Source organism: Chryseobacterium sp. KBW03, from assembly GCF_003852415.1.
Taxonomy (GTDB): domain Bacteria; phylum Bacteroidota; class Bacteroidia; order Flavobacteriales; family Weeksellaceae; genus Chryseobacterium; species Chryseobacterium viscerum.
In genome coordinates this window covers 50,940-66,541 of record NZ_QAJO01000007.1, presented here as the reverse complement: position 1 = coordinate 66,541, position 15,602 = coordinate 50,940, and the positions used below count along the sequence as shown (strand labels likewise).

Sequence of the window (15,602 nt, the reverse complement as noted above, 5' to 3'; positions counted from 1 at the left end):
TTATTTTGTTTTTAGTTTTTTATTTAAAATTCATATCCCACATCCACCAGATACAATCCATGTCCCGGTGCTGAAGTTCCTGCTGCATTTCGGTTTTTATCTTCAATTACTTGACGAAGATCTTCAGGCTGCAGTTTTCCGGTTCCTATTTCTACCATGGTACCGACAATAGCACGAACCATGTTTCTGAGAAAACGGTTGGCCGAAACGGTGAATTTCAGTTCCGTTCCATTCTGTTCCCATTCTGCTTTATACATTTTGCAGATATTGGTTTTGTTGTCGGTCTTTAATTTTGCAAAACTGGTAAAATCCTCATATTCAAAAAGAATTTTGCAGGCCTCATTCATTTTATCAATATCAAGAGTTCTTTTCCAGTGCTGCCAGGCAGATTCTTGTGTGAATGGATTTTTTTCCAGTGAGATATAATACTCATACGTTCTGTAAGTAGCATCAAAACGGGCGTGAAAATCATCTTTTACCGGAAAAATCCTTTTGATGGATATATCAGGCGGCAGAAAACCATTCAGCCTTCGTGGAAACTGATCGTTCAATTCCTGCTCCGTATCAAAATGGGCAAATATTTTTTTGGCATGAACACCCGTATCCGTTCTACCCGCTCCTGTAGTTTTAATCTCTTCCCTTAAAATAGTGGAAAGTGCTTTTTCCAGTTCTTCCTGTACAGAAATAGCATCCGGCTGTATCTGGTAGCCAAAATAATTCTTTCCGTTGTAAGAAAATTCTATAAAGTATCTCAATGTATTATAATAACTCCACAAAAATACTTTAATTTAATGAAATATTTATTGAAAAGTCTTTGAGAATATTGCTCAAAATGCCTGTGAAAATTCCTATTTTTGCAATCGTATGAAAAGATGGTACCTTTATCCTTTTTCCCTTGGTTATCATTTGGTAACGGGTATCCGGAACACGATGTATGATCTGGGAATTTTTAAGTCGACAAAATTCAAGACACCGATAATCAATGTCGGAAACCTTTCTGTGGGCGGAAGCGGAAAGTCACCCATGGTGATGTATCTTGCCCAGTATTTATCCAAACATTACAGAACCGGTGTACTTTCACGGGGTTACGGAAGACTGACCAAAGGTTATGAGGTAACCAATTACGAAAGCAACTACAAAGTGGTAGGTGATGAAGCCATGCAGCTTTTTGAACGTTTTAAAAACCGTTTTGTCATTGCCGTTTCAGAAGAACGTGTTCCCGGAGCTAAAAAAGTAATTGATGATATGGATCTTCAGGTTCTTGTACTGGATGATGCCATGCAGCATAGGGCTATTAAGGCTGGATTCAATATTCTGATGACTGATTTTAATGATCCTTTTTTTAAAGATTATGTGCTTCCCGCAGGAGATCTCAGAGAATCAAGATCCGGCTACAAAAGAGCAGACATCATTATGGTCAGTAAATGTCCTGATGAGCTTACTGAGGAAACAAAAAGATATTACATCTCAAGAATCAGACCTTCTTACGGGCAGAAAGTTTTCTTTTCATCCATTGGTTATGACGAAAATGTATACGGAAAAGATAAAATGCTTCCGGATAACAACCTGAATTATTATGATATTTTACTGATCACCGGAATTGCCAATCCTAAACCGCTTCTGGAACATCTTGCTAAATTTTCAAAAAGGGTAAAACATTTAAAGTTCAGAGATCATCATAATTTCACCGATGACGATATTAAAAAAATCGTTGCTGAGTATAAAAAATTAGGAGAATATAAACTGATATTAACCACAGAGAAAGATTATGTACGTCTGAAAACTTTTGATTATCTTAGAGATATTGTTTACTACTGGCCTATCAATGTACTTATTGATAAGAAAGAAGAATTCAATCAAATCATCTTAGATTATGTTAGAAAAAATTAAAGAGACTGCAGATTTTATTAAAAATATTATTCAGGAAACCCCTGATTTTGCAGTCGTTTTAGGATCCGGGCTGGGGAAATTACAGAATGAAATAGAACCTATCCATTCTTTAGACTACAAAGACATCCCCCATTTTCCACAAACCACGGTAGCCGGTCATACCGGAAAGCTCATTTATGGACTCCTGGAAGGAAAAAAAGTAATGATAATGAGTGGCCGTTTCCATTATTACGAAGGGCACTCAATGGAGACTGTGACTTTCCCTGTAAGAGTTTTTCATCTGCTGGGAATTCAAAATCTTATTCTTTCCAATGCCTGTGGCGGAGTGAATCCTGCTTACAGCGTTGCCGATATCGTTATTCTGAAAGATCACATCAACATTATGCCTGAGCATCCGCTTCGTGGAAAAAATATTGATGAGCTCGGACCTCGTTTTGTGGATATGAGCGAGCCTTATAACAAAAAAATGATTGCTACAGCAGAACAGGCTGCCGCTGACCATCATATTAAAATCTATCAAGGAGTTTATGTAGCATTACAGGGACCAACTTTTGAAACTCCGGCCGAATATGGTATGATCAAAGCCATTGGTGGCGATATGGTAGGAATGAGCACCGTTCCCGAAGTAATCGTTGCCAGACATATGGGAATGGATGTATTCTGTATTTCCGTGATCACAGACCTTGGCGGACCAGATGTAGCTTTTGCCGTTTCTCACGAAGAAGTTTTGAATGCCGCTAACAAAGCAATGCCTAACGTAATTGCCGTTGTAAAAGGTTTGATTAAAAACTATCAGTAAAAATATTTCACAAATATTACAACCGAAGACACAATATTCCCCTCCGTGGAAGAGGTGGCAAAAATTCTTTGAATTTTTGCCGGGGTGGTTTACACACTCCTACTCTCATACCCCATAGAATCCATCAATATTATAAATTTTTCCTAATTCAACAGAAATCAATCTCAGATTGCAATTCATTGTTTAGATTTGTACAAATGAAATTGTCGAGATGAAAAAGTTGATATTAATTTTTATGATGGGTATTTTTGGGATAAGCTATTCACAAAAGGTACCTGCCACTCTTAAAACAGGATTTTCAAAGGAAGCGTTACAACAGAAACTGGAAGATGAAGATGGAAAAACCATTAGCATCCAGCAGATTCTTGATCAGCATAAAGGAAAAGTTCTGGTTATCGATTTTTGGGCAGGATGGTGTAGAGATTGCTTAAATGCACTTCCCAAAGCGAAGGAACTGGAAGAAAATAACAAGAATATTGATTTTGTATTTCTATCATTAGACCGTTCAAAAGAAGGGTTTGAAAAAAGTCTGGAAAGATTTGATATGAAAAACAAAGAAAATTATTGGTTTGCTTCCGGATGGAAAAATGATTTCAATAACTATGTAGATCTTAACTGGATCCCAAGATACATGGTGATTGATCAGAAATCATCTATTGCAAAATATTATGCAATATCACCTGAAGACCCTGAACTTCAGCAAACCATAGACAAACTTTTAAAATAACCGTCATTTATTTTAATCCGAAAAACATAAAAACTCATTGAAAATCATCAGATTTCAATGAGTTTTAAAATTTTATTTATTGAACACCATGATCACAAGAGAAGCCAAAGAACAGGATTTAGAAATTCTTTTAGAATTCGAACAGGGAGTTGTTACTGCAGAAAGACCATTCAATAGTACACTTATTGAAGGAGAGATTCATTATTATGATTTAAAGTCTCTGATACAGTCTCCGGATGCAACTGTAATCGTTGCTGAAGAAAATAACGAAATTATTGCATCAGGATATGCCCTGATCAGAAAATCGGAAAAATATTACAATCAATTTGAAAAGTATTCTTATCTGGGGTTTATGTATGTAAAGCCGGAACACAGAGGAAAAGGAATCAATAAAGTGATTACTGATGAACTTATTTCATGGTCAAAGTCAAGAGGAATCAGTGAAATAAGACTGGATGTATATGCTCAAAACGAATCTGCGATAAAAGCTTATGAAAAAGCAGGTTTCGAGCCCCACCTTCTCACCATGAGACTGAAATAGTAAAAGGCTGAAAGCAGGAAGATAGAAGTAGTTATAGTGCAATAAATAATCGGGTATTCTTTTAATTAATTTTCAATAAGTCGGGTTATAAATTTCTCTATCGACCACATTAACTTCAAGCCTCCAGCTTCAAACTTCCCTTCTATAAAAAGTTACCATAAATAAAGGAATCCATATCTTTGTATATGGATTTTTCTTTGCCTCTTCGTAAAATTATTCATGTAGATATGGATGCATTCTATGCTTCTGTGGAGCAGCATGATAATCCTACATTGAAAGGCAAGCCTATTGCGGTTGGAGGACAACATCGTGGTGTAGTTGCAGCAGCAAGCTATGAAGCCAGAAAATATGGAGTACGCTCTGCAATGCCCAGTAAGACAGCCAAAGAAAAATGTCCGCATCTTATTTTTGTTCCTCCCCGATTTGCCAGATATAAAGAGATCTCAAAAAAAATCCGGGAAATTTTCTATGAATATACTGACCTAGTAGAACCCCTATCACTGGATGAAGCCTATCTGGATGTCACGGAAAATAAAAAAGGGATGGAATCTGCCAACCTCATCGCCAAAGAAATCCGTCAGAAAATTTTTGAACAGACTGGCCTTACAGCTTCTGCAGGTATTTCAGTTAATAAGTTTTTGGCTAAAGTAGCTTCTGACATCAATAAACCGAATGGCCAGAAAACGATTCATCCTGATAAAATGGAGCATTTTCTGGAAGAGTTGCCTGTAGAAAAATTTTATGGTGTTGGAAAAGTGACAGCTAACAAAATGTTTAGTTTAGGAATTTATAAAGGAAAAGATTTAAAAAAGAGATCACTCGAAGATCTGGTAAGGCTTTTCGGAAAGTCCGGCCAGCATTATTACAATGTGGTACGCGGTATTCATACTTCTGAGGTAAAACCTCATCGGATTCAGAAAAGTGTGGCTGTGGAAAGAACTTTCTTTGAAGATCTTCTGGATGAACAGCAGATCAACGAAAAACTGGAAAGTCTTGGAGAAGAACTTCACCAAAGGTTACAGAAAAATAATATTCTTGGAAGGACTTTAACCCTAAAGATAAAATATAAAGATTTCTCGCTTTTCACAAGAAGTATAACTAGGGAAGATTATTTTTCCTCTCCGGAACAATATTTCAGTACCGGAAAAAAACTTTGGGAACTTCGACCTTTTGACAAAGCGGTACGCCTGCTCGGATTATCTCTCTCTCAACTAAATACAGAAGAAAAAAAGCAGGTTTCCGTTCAACTAAAAATCCCGTTTGAAGAATTCGAAAATGAATAGGTCATATTTTTTCGCTACCTTGTATGAACCAAATCAGCAAATTTATGAACCCAACCATGATTCAGTTTTTCCATTGGTATTCTGAAGGCGACGGAAAATTGTGGAAAGAAGCCGAAAAACAGGCCGGATACTTAGCAAAACTTGGAATTACTTCTGTATGGTTTCCTCCCGCCTATAAAGGCACCAATGGCGGTTATTCTATCGGATATGATGCCTACGACCTTTATGATCTTGGAGAATTTGATCAAAAAGGAACCCTTCCTACCAAATACGGTACTAAAAACGATTATACAAAAGCAATTAAAGCCCTAAAGAAACAAAATATACAAGTCATTGTAGACATTGTGCTGGGGCATAAAGCCGGCGGTGATGAACTGGAAAAATTCAAAGTCGTAAAAGTAGATGAAGAGAACAGAGAAAAAGTAATTTCCGATGTCATCGAAATAGAGTCTTATACCAAATTTACCTTTCCCGGAAGAGGAAAAAAATATTCTGATTTTGAATGGAACTTCAACTGTTTCAGTGGCGTAGATTACGCTGAAGGTATGGATCCCCATATCTTCAAAATACAGTCAGAATACGGAAATGACTGGGAGGAAATGATAGATGATGAAAAAGGAAATTATGACTATCTGATGTATAATGATATTGAGCACCGGAATCCTTTTGTACGGGAAGAGCTCAATAATTGGGCAAAATGGTATTTTGACCAGACCGATTTTGATGGGGTAAGACTGGATGCTTTAAAACATATTTCTTTTGATTTTTATAAAGAATGGCTTATGCTGCTCCGTTCCAATTCCGGAAAAGATATTTTCGCTGTTGGAGAGTACTGGGCTCCCGGCTATCTTCATCTTCTTCAAAAATATATTGAGGTGACGGAAGGCTGTATGAGCCTTTTTGACAGTTCATTACAGAATAATTTCCATACAGCGTCCAGAGAAGGAGATTCTTATGATCTCAGACGAATTTTTGATGAAACCCTTACCCAGGCAGATCCTATGCATTCTGTAAGTTTGGTGGCCAATCATGATACACAGCCTTTACAAGATCTTGAAGCTCCTGTAGAACCATGGTTCAAGCCAATTGCCTATGCTTTGATTTTATTGAGAAAAGAGGGCTATCCCTGTGTATTTTATCCTGATCTTTATGGAGCACATTATGTGGATAAAGACAGAGAAGGCAATGATCAGGAAATATTTATGCCCAAAGTAGATGGTATTGAAGAGTTATTAAAAGCAAGGAAAGACCATGCGTATGGTGAACAGCAGGATTATTTTGAGGATGCGAACTGTCTCGGATGGGTACGGATGGGCGATGATGAGCATAGCGGATGTGCTGTTGTTCTGAGCAATAAAGATTCTTACAACAAGCCTATGGAAGTAGGAATACTGTATGCTGGAAAAAAATTCAAAGATCTATTGAAAAGATCCAAAGATAAAGTAATCATTGATGAAAACGGATGGGGAGATTTCCCTGCTCCGGCAGGAAATGTGAGCGTTTGGATTCCTGAATAAGATTAAATTTTAATACCCCTTGTCAAGGTTTGAAACCTTGACAAGGGGTATCGCCCATTAGAACCCCTCTTTCAATTACTTAAAGTGGGTTAAGTTTAAATTTTTCTGAATTAAATTAGTTCAAACTGCTGGAAGTGGTGAGTAAAATATAATGAAGAATCTCAAACAACTGACTATTATTAATAAGATTCTTCCTTCATCAGAAATTGAAGATTCGACGCAGTCAATGACAAAAGGCATACATGATGATCATATATGCCTTATATTGTATTAGAATACTCTATTTTAGCAATAGATATATTGACAGTTCCAAACATCTATCGCCCATTCACAGCATTGTCCATCTTCGTTGGAAGTACAGCATACTTTACCCCAATTTAAATCTCCGGCTTTTAAACTCTTCAATTCCTGACGGTTCAATTTTCTTACTTTAACATCTTTTTTTGTTTTCATAATGACTGTTTTTATGGTTTAGTAATTAAATATACATTAAAAATATCAATTATGAATATATATTCAATACCAATTACATGATTAAACATACATAATTTACATTAAAACAAGTGAGTATTGAAGATATGGCTGACCATCCCGTCAAAAATTCTTTGAATTTTCGCCACACCTCCAGAAAAGGAGAATGTTTACGTCTTCAGTTGAGGAATTTGTTAAGTTGATAGATTTTATAAGTTTTGATGTGTGGTTACATTTTTCTGAGTTCCAGGATTTCCGGTCTTTCTGAGGTATCAGATATCTTTCCGGTGCGAGAAAATTCAGCCCAGAGTGCCCTCAGCTTTTTACCATTCTCATGAATACGGCTCCAGGGAATATCTTTCAGCAGTTCGGAAGATTTCCAGGCTGACTCATTCCCAAAGATCAAAGGAAGATCAATGCAGTGCGGTGCTCCGATAGGATTGTCTTTCAATTTTGAATGAATTCTGAAAAGATAGACATTTCCACCGGCTTCGGCCAGATTCTGGGCAAACTTTCTTGCCGGATTCCCATAGATAAGTGCTGTAGTTTTTTCTACAGCTTTATCCATAATTGTTAATCCCAGCCCTTTCCCGAAATATTTATTTAAGGCCTCTGAGGTTTTAAGATAAAAAGCCGTTTCGTCATTATTGAAACCAATCAGCACATCATATTTCTGAGCATTCTTTCTCCACATTTCCACCGACTCCTCTTCTTTGCATAAAGGAAAGTATCCGTATTGAGTACCAAAAGGCATTACTGCTTTCAGACCATATTTTATTACAGATGGTAAAAAATTTCTGTACCCATCCATCATTTTTAAAACATCGGTTTCATCTTTCAATATTTCTGTTTTTGTCAGAAATTCCGCAGACATTTTTTGTCTTTTATGACGTAGTCCCAAAGGAGCACTTTGAATAATCACACGCTGAAATAAATTTTCCACTCCTTCTGAAATCATTAAGTGTGCAATGGCATCACCTCCTGAAGACTGTCCGAGAAGGGTTATATTATTTTCATCACCTCCAAGATCTGCAATATTGATTTTTATCCACTTCAATGCTTCAATCATATCCAAGAGCCCAAGATTAGCAGGTCTACCCTCTTCGCCACCTAAGAAGCCAAACAATCCTAGGCGATATGAAACAGCAACCACGATAATATGCTGTTCTTTGACCCATTCGGCAGAATCGGCAGTGGCGAGATCGCCACACCCTATCTCATGAGAACCTCCGTGAATCCAGACTACAACAGGAAGTTTTTCGTTTTCAGAAATTATTTCCGGACGGGTTATGGAAAGGTATTGTGTAGCTTCATCGACCTCGAAATTTTCGACAGGTGTTACTCCGATCATTTTTTCCACAAGCGGGCTTAAAGCCTGCGGACATACCGGAGTTTTTTCCGGAGAAATAATCATCGAAAATAATGAGGGCTCTACAGAAACAGGTTTTTTAAATCTTTCAGAATGGGCATAACGAATACTTCTAGCCCTGATAATTCCTTCTTCTTTTAGTGCTAAAATTCTTCCGAAACGGGTTTCAAAAATAGGAGTGTCTTGCTGATTTGGTGTCATCTTTAAAACTGTGAAACTTTTCTCTTTATAAATTTAATTATTTAAACACAAATCTCACAAATGAAAACACAAATATTCACAAACCATCATTGTGTTATTCGTGAAAAGATTAGTGTCCTTAGTGTTAAAAAAAATCTAAACACAAATCTCACAAATAAGAGCACAAATATTCACTAATTATAATGGTGCTATTTTCGAAAAAAATTAGTGTTATTAGTGTTGAAAAAAAACTTAAACACAAATTGCACAAATGAAAGCACAAATGTCCACTAACTATAATGGTGTTATTAGTGTTGAAAAAACTAGTTCAGCATTTTGTATTCGCTTGGAGAAATTCCTACTTTGGTTTTGAACAGTCTTGTAAAATGCTGTGGATATTTGAATCCCAAATCATAGGAAATTTCGCTGATTGTTTTTGCCTGATCCAGAATTTGTTCTTTGGCAATATCAATAAGCTTATTGTGAATAAATTCCTGCGCAGAAATTCCCAGTTCTTTTTTAATCAGGTCTCCGAAATAATTGGCAGAAAGATTCAGTTTCTCTGCAAAGTAATTGACCATGGGAAAACCTATATTTTTTGGATTCTCCGATTTTAAATAATCATCTACCAGATTTTCAAATTTTCCGATAACTCCCTGGTTGATATGATCTCTTGTAATAAACTGACGGTCATAAAACCGCATGCAGTAATTCAGGAACAGTTCAATATTATTAACAATTAAAGATTTGCTGTGTTTATCAATAGCCTGTTCCAGCTCCAGTTTAATATTTTTAAAGCAGTCCAGCACCACTTCTCTTTCTTTTTCAGAGAGATGGAGCGCTTCATGTACATCATAAGAGAAAAATGAATAGTCTTTGATGTTTTTCCCTAGGTTGGTTCCTTTTATTAAATCCGGATGAAAAATTAAGGCAAAACCTGCAGGCTGAACAAATCTGTCTTTATTATAAATTCCATAGGTCTGCCCGGGAGCAATAAAAACTAAAGTTCCTTCCTGATAATCGTAGCTGTGTTTTCCATACTGCATGTCTCCACACATTACATCTTTCAGAAAAACGGTATAAAACCCAAATGTTCTTTTATACTGGCAAATAGGATCGGATTTGGAAAAATCTATGATACTTACCAGCGGATGCAGGGTTTCATGATTTGCCATTTTATTATATTCCGAGACCGTATTATAGATTTCAACCTCCTGATTTTCCATGAAGTATATTTTTATTACTATTCAAAATTACCACTTTCATTTGTAATTGAAATGATGTCTGTAAAATTGGTAAGTAATTCGGTAATCTGTATAAGTATGGTTTACGGGAAAGTTTCGACTTTTGTATCGTTATGGAAACTTTTAATACAACTATCTTTCCGAAAGGGGAAAAAGCTCCTTCGGATTATTTCTCCGGAGGAACAGCGTGGGTTCATATCCTTAAACCCAATGAAGATAACCTGAACTGTCAGATCGGAAATGTCTTGTTCGAACCGGGATGCAGAAATAACTGGCACTCTCATGGCGGTGGACAGATTTTAATCGTAACTTCAGGAACAGGATTCTATCAGGAAAAGGGACAATCGGCTCAGGTTTTACATGCCGGAGATATTGTCAACATTCTTCCAGATGTCATCCACTGGCATGGGGCTGCTCCGAACAGTGAGTTTACCCATATTGCCATCAATCCCAATACCCAAAACGGAATTGTGGAATGGCTGGAACCTGTAACAGACGAAGAATATAATAAATTATCAACCTAAACTAAATATAAAAAATGAGTACAATCACAGTAAAAGCTTATGGTGCAGAGTCTACCACAGCAGATCTGAAAGAAATGAATATTGAAAGAAGAGAAGTAACCTCAAAAGATGTAGAAATTGAAATTCTATACTGTGGGGTATGCCACTCTGATCTTCATACCGCAAGAAACGACTGGGGCGGATCTTTGTATCCTGCAGTTCCGGGGCATGAAATCGTGGGAAGAATTACTAAAGTAGGAAGCGAAGTTTCCAAATTTAAAGTAGGTGATCTTGCAGGAGTAGGATGTATTGTAGATTCTTGCGGACATTGCGAAAGCTGCAAGCATGATCTGGAGCAATATTGTCTGAATGGTTTCACAGGGACATACAACGGAAAGGACAAGCATTTGGGAGGTCATACTTTTGGAGGATATTCTCAAAAAGTAGTTGTAGATTCTCACCACGTTTTAAAAGTACCTGAAAATCTTGATCTTGCAGCTGTAGCTCCACTTCTTTGTGCAGGTATTACAACATGGTCCCCTTTAAAGCACTGGAATGTAGGTCCTGGCTCTAAAGTAGCTGTTGTAGGGCTGGGTGGTTTGGGCCACATGGCTATCAAACTGGCAAAAGGATTGGGAGCTGAAGTTACCCTGTTCTCAAGAACTCCGGGAAAAACAGATGATGCCAAACAGCTGGGTGCTGATCATGTTATCATTTCTACAGATGATGCACAAATGGATTCTGTAAAAGGAAAATTCGATGTGATCATTGATACGGTTCCGTATGTACATGATGTAAATCCATATGTTTCCACGTTAAATATTAATGGAACGCATGTTCTTGTAGGATATTTGGGAGGTTTAGAACCTATTCTGAATACTGTTCCTATGATATTGGGAAGAAAGTCTGTAGCCGGTTCAGTAATTGGTGGTATCGCGGAAACTCAGGAATTGCTGGATTTCTGTGGTGAACATAATATTGTTTCAGAAATTGAAATGATCAAAATGCAGGACATCAACGAAGCTTATGAAAGAATGTTGAAAAGTGATGTAAGATACCGTTTCGTCATTGACATGCAATCTTTGTAATTCTTCTATAGAATAATAAAAACAGGCTCTTCGGATTGAAGAGCCTGTTTTATTTTTTAAGGTTTTGGCTAAAGGCATTCTGATCGTTATTCAGCATATATTTGTTTTCTTCAGCATATTGACTGTTATTTCTTTCCATATCCTGAAAAGCCCATGCTGCCATAGCATCAATAACAGGAGCCAGTTTATTGCCTGCTTCACTCAGTTTATAAGTCACATGAGGCGGCACTACAGGTCTTGCCATTCTGATAATTAATCCATCTGCTTCCAGTTGTTTCAAGTGTTGAATGAGCATTTTTTCTGTTACGGCGGGAATTGCTTTTTTCAATTCACTGTATCTTTTTTCTCCTGTGGAAAGATTGAACAGGATAATGGGTTTCCAGAATCCTCCAATTCTTTCCATGACGTACATTACAGGACAATCCTGTACTGTTTTTTTATTTTCCTGGATAGTTGAACTCTCTTTGATCGCTGTCATAGTTACATACTTTAGGGTAAGTACTTGTATAAAAGTAAGTACAAATATAACTTTGTTCTCAGAAATAAAAAAATATTTTACCTATGAAAATTATAATCACAGGATCATTAGGAAATGTAGCTAAACCATTAGCACAACGATTAGTTGCAGAAGGACATGATATTACCGTTATAAGCAGCAGCAATGCAAGAAAACAGGATATTGAATCTCTGGGAGCAACTCCGGCCATAGGGTCTATCACAGACGTTCAGTTTTTAACCCGAACATTTGAAGGAGCAGATGCTGTTTTTGTAATGACTCCTCCAGCGATCAGTCCGGATAAAATTGTGGAAAACACTACTAATGCAGGAAAAAATTATGCTGAAGCTTTAAAAAATGCCCATGTAAAAAGAGCGGTTATGCTTAGCAGCGTAGGTGCTGAATCTCCAGTTGAAAACGGTCCGATTGCCGGTCTTCATAATATTGAAAAAATATACAATGAAGTAGAAAATACCGCTTTTACTTTTTTAAGAGCCGGGTATTTCTATAATAACTTTTTCAATGATATTCCATTAATTCAGAATGCGGGTATCCTCGGAAGTAATTATCCAGCAGGTATTGAAGTACCGGTAGTACACCCTACTGATATTGCGAAAGCTGCTGCTGAAGAGCTTGTGAAAGCCGAAAATAATAACAGCATAAGATATATCGTGAGTGATGTACGAAAAGCTTCTGATTTTGCTAAAGTTTTAGGAACCTCAGTCAATAAACCGGAACTTCCATGGGTGGAATTTTCTGATGAAGAAGCCCTAAACGGAATGCTGCAGGCCGGACTTCCAAAAGATATGGCAGAACTGTATGTTGAAATGGGTAGAGGGATAAGAACCGGAGTGGTACAAAAGGATTTTATTGACCATGGCTCTCCTGTTGCAGGAAATGTTAAATTAGAAGATTTTGCGAAGGAATTTTCTTCTCAGTTTTAATTTCTTTTGTCTTGAAACAAAAGAATCAAAAGTTCAAGACTGGAATTAAAATGCTAAAAATAATTTTTGTTCTCTAAAAATTCTAAACTCGCGCGGATTTACTATTAATTTATTATCAAATTTGAACCCCGCGCTTCAAACAGTAGAATTTTCTTAACGTTCACAAAACTTATTTTTTTAACGCTTTTAATTCCTAAGTCAGTTATAAAAACAGTTTCGGCGCACCTTTGGTGCGCCGAAACTTATATTACCATATTATCTTTTTACTCTTCGGACTATTTCTGTTCTTTCAGAGTTTCTTTTAATACTTTCAGTTTTCCATCAATAGGCTGATCAATTTTTAATCCTAAAACTTCTGCAACCAAAGGATAAACATTAATATTAGCGAATTCACTGATGACAAGATTATTTTTAAACTCAGGTCCCCAGGCAAAGAAAGTAGCTTTCATTTCTGGAACAACTTTAGGATTGTACCCATGTTTTCCAACGGATGACTTTTTACCTTTTTCCAGGAATATTTTCGGAGCTTTCGGAATGAGAAGAATCTGCCCTATTCTGTTGTATTGATCGTCTCTTGTTGCAAAATGCAGATATTTAGGAAGCTTTTTATCCAGATATACTTCGTAATCATCTGTTTTATTCGCTTTCAGTTGTTTGTAAACCGCCTTTACCTCATCAGGGTTTTTAACGTAAACTCTTAATAAGGTCTGGGAATTGTAAAAGTCAAATCTGTTTTTATCCAAAAGAACAGCCGGGATTTCCAAAGGTGTACCTCCGTCTACTTTGATCATTCCGTGGTCGGAAACAAAAATAAAGTTGACATTTTTTAAGCCTAATCCATCTACTTTCTGAACAAGATCCCCTATTGCCTGGTCGATCAGATGAACAGCGGTTTCAGTTTCTTTCGTATCCGGGCCATAATGATGCCCGCTTCCATCCACTTCCGGGAAATATAATGTAATAAAATGCGGTCTTTTATCTTCCGGTAATTTCAACCAGTTGACTACTTTTTCTACTTTTTCGGAAGGTTTGAATTTTTCGTGATAAGGATAATAATAAGTAGGTCTCATTCCTCCGGCATCACTGGCAGATCCTACCCACATTAAAGAAGCTGATACCATTCCTTGTTTTTCAGCGAGCCCCCAAAGTGGAGTTCCCCCATACCAGCTGCCATCTTCAGCATTTTTCTTGCTGCTCATCGCATAAGTTTCCTTTCTCTTGTAATCATAGAAAAAGTTATCAATCAAACCATGATGAGAAGGATAAAGCCCGGTGATCAGGCTCCAGTGATTGGGAAACGTAATACTTGGATAACTGGGAATCATTGCTTCTGCTTTTACTCCACCATTAGCAAGCTTCAGCAGGTTTTCAGCATTATATTTTTGAGCATAATCATAACGGAACCCGTCTGTAGATATCATAATCACATAAGGTTTTGACTGTGCTTCAATACTGTTTTGTCTACCCGGTATAACAACCTGGGCTGTATCAATATTTACCTGTTGCGCAAAAGCCGTAAAGGAAATGAGCAGCAGTAAAAAATGGATTCCTCGCTTCATTATTTAAAAATTTTCAGCAAAGTTACATCCTATACTTCTCCCTGAAAAGTTTAAGAGATTAAAAGTATATTAAAACCTCTTATTTTTTTCGAATCAAAATTAATATTTGTTAAATAGGTCTTTTCATTTCAAATTGTGACAGCCAATTGTTGAGGCCAATCTTTTCACTGAGAAACTTACTGATATTTTCTGAGGAGTCATCCACATTGTTCAGGGCTATAGGCTGTCCGTTATTTTTTTGTAAGAGAGCATTGAAAAGCATGGTGCCAACTCCTTGATTTCTATAATTTTTATCAACAGCAATCTGATATACTTTTTTTGATGCAGGACCGTAGATGATATAACCAACCAATCTTTCACCATCATAAGCTCCCAGCGTTACATAATGTTCGGGCATGGGTTCCAATACAAAAACAGATCCCTGCCAGGAAGGTTCAATATCCCAGAATGAACATAATTTCTCCCATTGAAAGTCTTTCAGCTCCTGGATAGAAACCTCAGCATTTTCTTTTCCTTTCTTAATATTTCCGTTAAAGCAAAGCAGTCTTCGAACAATCGTGAAGCCCAGATTTTCATAGGCTCTGATTGCATTTTGATTTCCTTCAATCACTTCAAGCAGTAATATATTGGCATTTCTTTCTTTCAATACAGGAATGATAAAGTCATACATTTTCCTCACCAATCCTTTGCCTCTGCTTTCCGGAACGACACCAGTACCTCCATTATAGATTGTTTTCTCGCCATTTTCAACTTTTTCAGCCTGAAGAATAAAGCTTACCAACCGCCCCTCCTCAAATGCTCCGACAGAGATATTCATATCCAGTTTTTCAGCTGCAATTTTTGAAATAAGCACCTCTTTTGTTAAATGAAAAGGAACAATATAATCAGAAAATGAATGGTTGAACACTGATAAAATTTCATCTATACTTGTATTTGCTAATGTTTTGAACTCCATTGATATTTTAAATTATCAGATTAAAAATCATCATCC

At 36.9% G+C, this 15,602-nt stretch carries 16 protein-coding genes; 9 read left to right on the top strand and 7 right to left on the bottom strand.

Going from position 1 to position 15,602, the window contains the following annotated elements; translation table 11 throughout:
* Window positions 1–23 precede the first annotated feature (23 nt).
* Entirely contained in the window at window positions 24–755 is a 732-nt protein-coding gene (truA, locus tag DBR39_RS16230) for a tRNA pseudouridine(38-40) synthase TruA (protein WP_103231911.1), read from the bottom strand.
* A gap of 109 nt (window positions 756–864) precedes the next feature.
* On the opposite strand from truA, the gene lpxK reads away from it, so the two are divergent.
* The 6 genes from lpxK (at window position 865) to DBR39_RS16200 (ending at window position 6,757) form a co-directional block, all read left to right on the top strand.
* Window positions 865–1,890: a tetraacyldisaccharide 4'-kinase gene (gene lpxK, locus DBR39_RS16225; protein ID WP_103231910.1), complete on the top strand. Its 1,026-nt coding sequence runs from the start codon at window positions 865–867 to the stop codon at window positions 1,888–1,890.
* Window positions 1,874–2,689 carry a purine-nucleoside phosphorylase gene (locus tag DBR39_RS16220; RefSeq protein ID WP_124534822.1) on the top strand — a complete coding sequence of 272 codons (816 nt, stop codon included), beginning with the start codon at window positions 1,874–1,876 and terminating at the stop codon, window positions 2,687–2,689. The genes lpxK and DBR39_RS16220 overlap by 17 nt, the downstream gene beginning before the upstream one ends.
* 211 nt (window positions 2,690–2,900) lie before the next feature.
* Complete coding sequence (locus DBR39_RS16215) at window positions 2,901–3,416, top strand: TlpA family protein disulfide reductase (protein ID WP_124534820.1); 516 nt, start codon at window positions 2,901–2,903, stop codon at window positions 3,414–3,416.
* An 88-nt stretch (window positions 3,417–3,504) separates the two neighbouring features.
* Window positions 3,505–3,957, top strand: coding sequence for a GNAT family N-acetyltransferase (locus DBR39_RS16210; RefSeq protein ID WP_124534818.1), 453 nt, complete (start codon window positions 3,505–3,507; stop codon window positions 3,955–3,957).
* Between the two features lie 185 nt (window positions 3,958–4,142).
* Window positions 4,143–5,240 (top strand): DNA polymerase IV, encoded by a 1,098-nt coding sequence (gene dinB, locus DBR39_RS16205; RefSeq protein ID WP_124534816.1) that lies wholly within the window; start codon window positions 4,143–4,145, stop codon window positions 5,238–5,240.
* A gap of 44 nt (window positions 5,241–5,284) precedes the next feature.
* Window positions 5,285–6,757 carry an alpha-amylase gene (locus DBR39_RS16200; protein ID WP_124534814.1) on the top strand — a complete coding sequence of 491 codons (1,473 nt, stop codon included), beginning with the start codon at window positions 5,285–5,287 and terminating at the stop codon, window positions 6,755–6,757.
* 285 nt (window positions 6,758–7,042) lie between these two features.
* On the opposite strand, the gene DBR39_RS24295 is transcribed toward DBR39_RS16200, so the two are convergent.
* The 3 genes from DBR39_RS24295 to DBR39_RS16190 form a co-directional block, all read right to left on the bottom strand.
* Complete coding sequence (locus DBR39_RS24295; protein WP_185147203.1) at window positions 7,043–7,210, bottom strand: hypothetical protein; 168 nt, start codon at window positions 7,208–7,210, stop codon at window positions 7,043–7,045.
* Between the two features lie 247 nt (window positions 7,211–7,457).
* A complete protein-coding gene (locus tag DBR39_RS16195) occupies window positions 7,458–8,798 on the bottom strand; it encodes a carboxylesterase family protein (RefSeq protein ID WP_124534812.1) in 1,341 nt (446 codons plus the stop codon).
* A gap of 302 nt (window positions 8,799–9,100) precedes the next feature.
* Window positions 9,101–10,003, bottom strand: coding sequence for a helix-turn-helix domain-containing protein (locus tag DBR39_RS16190; RefSeq protein WP_109739072.1), 903 nt, complete (start codon window positions 10,001–10,003; stop codon window positions 9,101–9,103).
* 131 nt (window positions 10,004–10,134) lie between these two features.
* Between DBR39_RS16190 and DBR39_RS16185 the strand changes: the two genes are divergently transcribed.
* Complete coding sequence (locus tag DBR39_RS16185; protein WP_124534810.1) at window positions 10,135–10,545, top strand: cupin domain-containing protein; 411 nt, start codon at window positions 10,135–10,137, stop codon at window positions 10,543–10,545.
* 14 nt (window positions 10,546–10,559) lie between these two features.
* Window positions 10,560–11,612, top strand: coding sequence for an NAD(P)-dependent alcohol dehydrogenase (locus tag DBR39_RS16180; RefSeq protein WP_124534808.1), 1,053 nt, complete (start codon window positions 10,560–10,562; stop codon window positions 11,610–11,612).
* Between the two features lie 49 nt (window positions 11,613–11,661).
* Here the strand turns inward: DBR39_RS16180 and DBR39_RS16175 are convergent, their stop codons facing one another.
* Window positions 11,662–12,090, bottom strand: coding sequence for a winged helix-turn-helix transcriptional regulator (locus DBR39_RS16175; protein WP_124534806.1), 429 nt, complete (start codon window positions 12,088–12,090; stop codon window positions 11,662–11,664).
* Between the two features lie 83 nt (window positions 12,091–12,173).
* On the opposite strand from DBR39_RS16175, the gene DBR39_RS16170 reads away from it, so the two are divergent.
* The gene (locus DBR39_RS16170; protein ID WP_124534804.1) at window positions 12,174–13,052 is read left to right on the top strand and encodes an NAD(P)H-binding protein; all 879 of its coding nucleotides are present in this window, start codon (window positions 12,174–12,176) and stop codon (window positions 13,050–13,052) included.
* 275 nt (window positions 13,053–13,327) lie between these two features.
* Here the strand turns inward: DBR39_RS16170 and DBR39_RS16165 are convergent, their stop codons facing one another.
* Together DBR39_RS16165 and DBR39_RS16160 are read right to left on the bottom strand one after the other, a co-directional pair.
* Window positions 13,328–14,611 (bottom strand): ectonucleotide pyrophosphatase/phosphodiesterase, encoded by a 1,284-nt coding sequence (locus DBR39_RS16165; RefSeq protein ID WP_124534802.1) that lies wholly within the window; start codon window positions 14,609–14,611, stop codon window positions 13,328–13,330.
* A gap of 109 nt (window positions 14,612–14,720) precedes the next feature.
* A complete protein-coding gene (locus DBR39_RS16160) occupies window positions 14,721–15,566 on the bottom strand; it encodes a GNAT family N-acetyltransferase (RefSeq protein WP_124534800.1) in 846 nt (281 codons plus the stop codon).
* Between the last annotated feature and the right edge of the window lie 36 nt (window positions 15,567–15,602).